The sequence below is a fragment of the Streptococcus acidominimus genome (assembly GCF_001921825.1).
In the GTDB taxonomy this organism is placed as follows: Bacteria; Bacillota; Bacilli; order Lactobacillales; family Streptococcaceae; genus Streptococcus; species Streptococcus acidominimus.
The window spans coordinates 1-4,032 of record NZ_MSJL01000084.1 but is presented as its reverse complement, the minus strand read 5'-3'; the positions used below and the strand labels follow the sequence as shown (position 1 = coordinate 4,032).

Sequence of the window (4,032 nt, the reverse complement as noted above, 5' to 3'; positions counted from 1 at the left end):
CCTCTTCCACCTTATTCACCAGAATTAAATCCCATTGAGAAAGCTTGGGCAAATCTGAAGAGAGCAATCACAGAACTTTTAAAAACATGCAAAACAGTAAATGAATCTCTTTTGTACTATTTTAAAACTCAATAACTATATGATTGACTTTGCTTCGATTTTAGCGACCGCTGGCGTGAGCTCTACTTCCAAGCCGACCCTCATTCCTATTCTCGTCTGGCTCTTTGTGATGCTGGTTGGGTTCATTCTTATCCGACCAAAACAGATTCAACGGATGATGGAAGAATCTATCTGGTCCTAATGTAAAAATAGGAGGTTTCATGTATGAAATGCGTAAGAAGGCATCTAGCCTAGACGCTTTTTAGTTCATCAGACAATGGGACTGATGGACAAGTGTTACAGAAACTGAAAAACTCCCGTGTAAGCTAGTCACCACCTAGCTTACTATTTTATTTCTAGCAGTAGGTCATGCAAGGAATGCCTTTTTTCACTCTTTTAAGGAATTGTCGGAGAGAAGATTTGAAGCATAGGAGCGAGCGAGAATTATTTTTCTCTATTTCGTATAGATTTTTCTCATTTTTTCTTGCAATCTTTATCTGTCTACGATACAATAAAAGAGCCTTCCCTTAGTTAAATGGATATAACAAATTCCTCCTAAGAATTAGTTGCAGGTTCGATTCCTGCAGGGGAGATATAGGGATCATAAAAAACTTGAAGTAGGATATTTCAAGTTTTTTATTGTACTTGTTTAGGAAAAGATAGACAGACTATATATAGGTAAGATTCTAAGTTAAGAAGATACAGCAAGCAACAGGAAAGGCAGGGAGTAGATGTGGGGAGTATTTTCTGCTTAGTCTAGTAAGGGGCTGTATCATAAAACAGGCAAGTCTACTGAAAATTTAGAACAGTTCTTGCTTTTGGGAAATAGGATGAAGAAGTTGATGAATAGCCTGCAAGTAGCCAGATTTTTTGTTAAAATAAGTAGCTTTCCCTCGAAAAATTGGTTTATATCTGGTAAAATAAAGTAAGAATTTAGTGGGGATCGGGTAATCGTCCAAGAGACCAGCAATTTGTCGGTGGAAGATTATCCGAATGTAAGGAGAGGAGAGATTATGGAAAATCATCATAGGGAATTTCGTTTTTCAGCAAGTTCCATTATGAGCTTTGTCTGGCGTGGTATTGTCGTGGGGATTGTGTCGGGTGTGGTGGTCAGCTTATTTCGTCTAGCCATTGAAACCCTTTTTGAAGAGGTTGTTGCGCTCTATCATCAAGCGCAGACAAATCCCTTGCTATTAGTGCCGATTAGTCTGGTTAGCCTCTTTGTGGTTTGGCTAATTAGTCTCTTAGTCAAGTCTGATCCAGACATCAAGGGCTCTGGGATTCCGCATATCGAGGGAGAATTAAAGGGCTTGCTTCAGACGGATTGGTGGAGTGTTCTCTGGAAGAAATTTATTGCAGGGAGCTTCGCCATTTCTATGGGCTTCATGTTAGGTCGTGAGGGACCAAGTATTCAGCTAGGTGCTATGTCTGCCAAAGGAGTAGCTAAGTTTTTAAAGGCTAGCCGTATGGAAACGAGAGCTTTTATTGCAAGTGGAGCAGCAGCAGGGCTTTCAGCAGCCTTTAATGCTCCGATTGCGGGTCTACTCTTTGTTGTCGAAGAAATCTATCACCATTTTTCTCGCATGGTCTGGGTGACAGCCTTGGTCGCAAGTTTGGTTGCTAATTTTATATCTCTGAATATTTTTGGCTTGACACCCGTTCTATCCATGAATCAAGAACTTCCCTTTCTCTCCCTGGGTCAGTATTGGATTTTTATTCTACTAGGCATGTTTTTGGGGGTCATGGGCTTTGGCTATGAAAAGGTGATTTTAAACTTTCACCGTTTCTATGATTTTTTCGGGAAGAAATATGGTGTTCCATCCTACGCTTATGGCATGATTGGGATTTTCTTTGTGATTCCAATTGGCTATTTTTATCCGCAGCTAGTAGGTGGTGGGCATCGTCTGATTATTTCTCTCGCTCAGGAGAACCTACTTTTGACAACCGTTTGTTTCTATTTTATCATTCGTTTCATTTGGAGCATGATTTCTTATAGTAGCGGTTTACCGGGCGGTATTTTCTTGCCTATGCTAACGCTGGGCTCTCTTTTAGGAATGGCATTTGGCTTGATTCTGGTAGAGTTTCAGCTGATTTCCCTAGATGTCTTGCCCCTGTTTATCGTCTTGGGAATGGCGGGTTATTTCGGGGCGATTTCAAAAGCACCCCTGACGGCTATGATTTTAGTGACAGAAATGGTAGGAGACCTAAAGCAACTGATGGCTATCGGGGTCGTCACCTTGGTCGCCTATATCGTCATGGATTTGTTAAAAGGAGAGCCGATTTATGAGGCAATGCTTGCGAAGATGACGATTGCGCATACCACAGACATCGTTGAACCAACGCTGATTGAGTTAGTTGTTTCGGACAAGATTGCCCGTAAAAAGGTAAGGGAATTAACCTTATCCAAAAATATCCTGATTACGACCCAAATTCATCACCAAAAGTCCGAATTAGTGGATGGAGATACAGTCTTGCATGCAGGAGCTACCATTTTTGTGGTGGTCAATGAGAAGGAAATGAGTCGGGTCAAAGAGTTATTGATGTAGATAGAATGGAAAGGAGGAGAGATGGATAAGATAAGAGATAGCTATCAGCATTCTTACGCCCTATGCTTGCGATTAGGAATAGCGGGGGTGGTGATTGGATTAGTCGTTGGAATCCTTGCTACCATCTTTGGTCGCACCCTGCTCTATGTAGGGGAGCTTCGTTCAGTTGCTCTCCCCTATCTCTTGCCCTTCTTAGGGCTGGCAGGGCTTGTGATTGTCTTTTTTTACCAGCGTTTTGGCAAAGAAGCACAAAAAGGCATGGCCTTGATTTTTGAGGTAGCACAAGGAGACAGCAAGACCATTCCCCTACGTCTGATTCCCTTGGTTATGGTTTCAACCTGGTTGACCCATCTTTTTGGTGGGAGTGCTGGACGAGAGGGAGTGGCAGTTCAACTGGGGGCAACGATTTCGCATCGCTTTAACGCCTATTTTACCTTTCCTCATTCTGCTCAAGTCTTGCTAGTGACGGGAATGGCTGCGGGTTTTGCAGGTTTGTTTCAAACACCGCTGGCGGCTTTATTCTTTGCCTTAGAGGTCATCACCATTGGAAACTTGCAGTTGTATGCCCTCATTCCCTGCCTATTTGCAGTCTATACAGCTAGTAGCTTCAGCCATCTTTTAGGCTTGGAAAAATTTTCTCATCTCCTATCTTTTACGCAGAACCTTACCGTAGAGGTCTTTCTAAAATGCATCTTTCTCGGGCTTCTATTTGGGCTAACTGGAAACCTCTTTGTCTTTCTACAAAGTTTACTAAAAAAGCAGGCTACTCGCTATCTGAAAAATCCCTATTGGCGGATTGTCGTGATGGGGGCTCTGCTTAGTCTGGCACTTGCCCTAGCCCACTTTGGACGCTATGCGGGTCTTGGGACCAATTTGATTGAGGCGAGTTTTTCCAATCATCAGATATATGGTTATGATTTTCTATTGAAGCTGCTTTTTACTACCCTAACTCTAGCTGCCGGTTTTCAAGGTGGCGAAGTGACGCCTCTCTTTGCAATTGGAGCCTCATTAGGTGCTGTTCTTGCTCCTATCTTCGGCTTGCCGATCGAATTAGTAGCAGCTGCTGGCTATATCAGCGTTTTTGCCAGTGCGACCAATACCTTACTTGCTCCGATGATGATTGGCGGAGAAGTCTTTGGCTTTCAAAACCTCCCCTTTTTTGCCATTGTGGTCATCATCAGCTACATGCTTGATCGTAGGCAATCAATTTATGGCTTACAAAGGATTGCAAGTATGGGAGAATAGTTAGAATATAGTCATGGGCACCTCTAAAAACTTCAAGTAGTTGTTAAGTAAGCCCTATTTGTAAGCATTAATTCCAGTAAGCTTCGCTTTCGAAGCTTACTTTTTGCTTATTTTCCTATTTTTGGGCGCACTAAGCCCATGA

At 42.5% G+C, this 4,032-nt stretch carries 4 protein-coding genes and 1 tRNA gene; all 5 read left to right on the top strand.

The annotated features are described in order from the left end of the window. Nucleotides 1-135 (top strand): transposase (locus BU200_RS10195; RefSeq protein ID WP_211268960.1); only part of this gene is annotated, 135 nt, incomplete at its 5' end. A 4-nt stretch (nucleotides 136-139) separates the two neighbouring features. Next, nucleotides 140-301 carry a hypothetical protein gene (locus BU200_RS11185; protein ID WP_172459326.1) on the top strand — a complete coding sequence of 54 codons (162 nt, stop codon included), beginning with the start codon at nucleotides 140-142 and terminating at the stop codon, nucleotides 299-301. Nucleotides 302-620: 319 nt separating this feature from the next. Further along, nucleotides 621-692: transfer RNA gene (locus BU200_RS10185), tRNA-Arg, on the top strand. Between the two features lie 420 nt (nucleotides 693-1,112). Further along, nucleotides 1,113-2,645 carry a ClC family H(+)/Cl(-) exchange transporter gene (locus BU200_RS10175; RefSeq protein ID WP_075100018.1) on the top strand — a complete coding sequence of 511 codons (1,533 nt, stop codon included), beginning with the start codon at nucleotides 1,113-1,115 and terminating at the stop codon, nucleotides 2,643-2,645. A gap of 21 nt (nucleotides 2,646-2,666) precedes the next feature. After that, nucleotides 2,667-3,890 carry a chloride channel protein gene (locus BU200_RS10170; protein ID WP_075100017.1) on the top strand — a complete coding sequence of 408 codons (1,224 nt, stop codon included), beginning with the start codon at nucleotides 2,667-2,669 and terminating at the stop codon, nucleotides 3,888-3,890. Nucleotides 3,891-4,032 lie beyond the last annotated feature (142 nt).

Bases quoted from the DNA above. Each gene is read 5' to 3' on its own strand.
- BU200_RS11185 (WP_172459326.1), top strand. From the start codon at position 140: ATGATTGACTTTGCTTCGATTTTAGCGACCGCTGGCGTGAGCTCTACT.
- BU200_RS10170 (WP_075100017.1), top strand. From the start codon at position 2,667: ATGGATAAGATAAGAGATAGCTATCAGCATTCTTACGCCCTATGCTTG.
- BU200_RS10175 (WP_075100018.1), top strand. From the start codon at position 1,113: ATGGAAAATCATCATAGGGAATTTCGTTTTTCAGCAAGTTCCATTATG.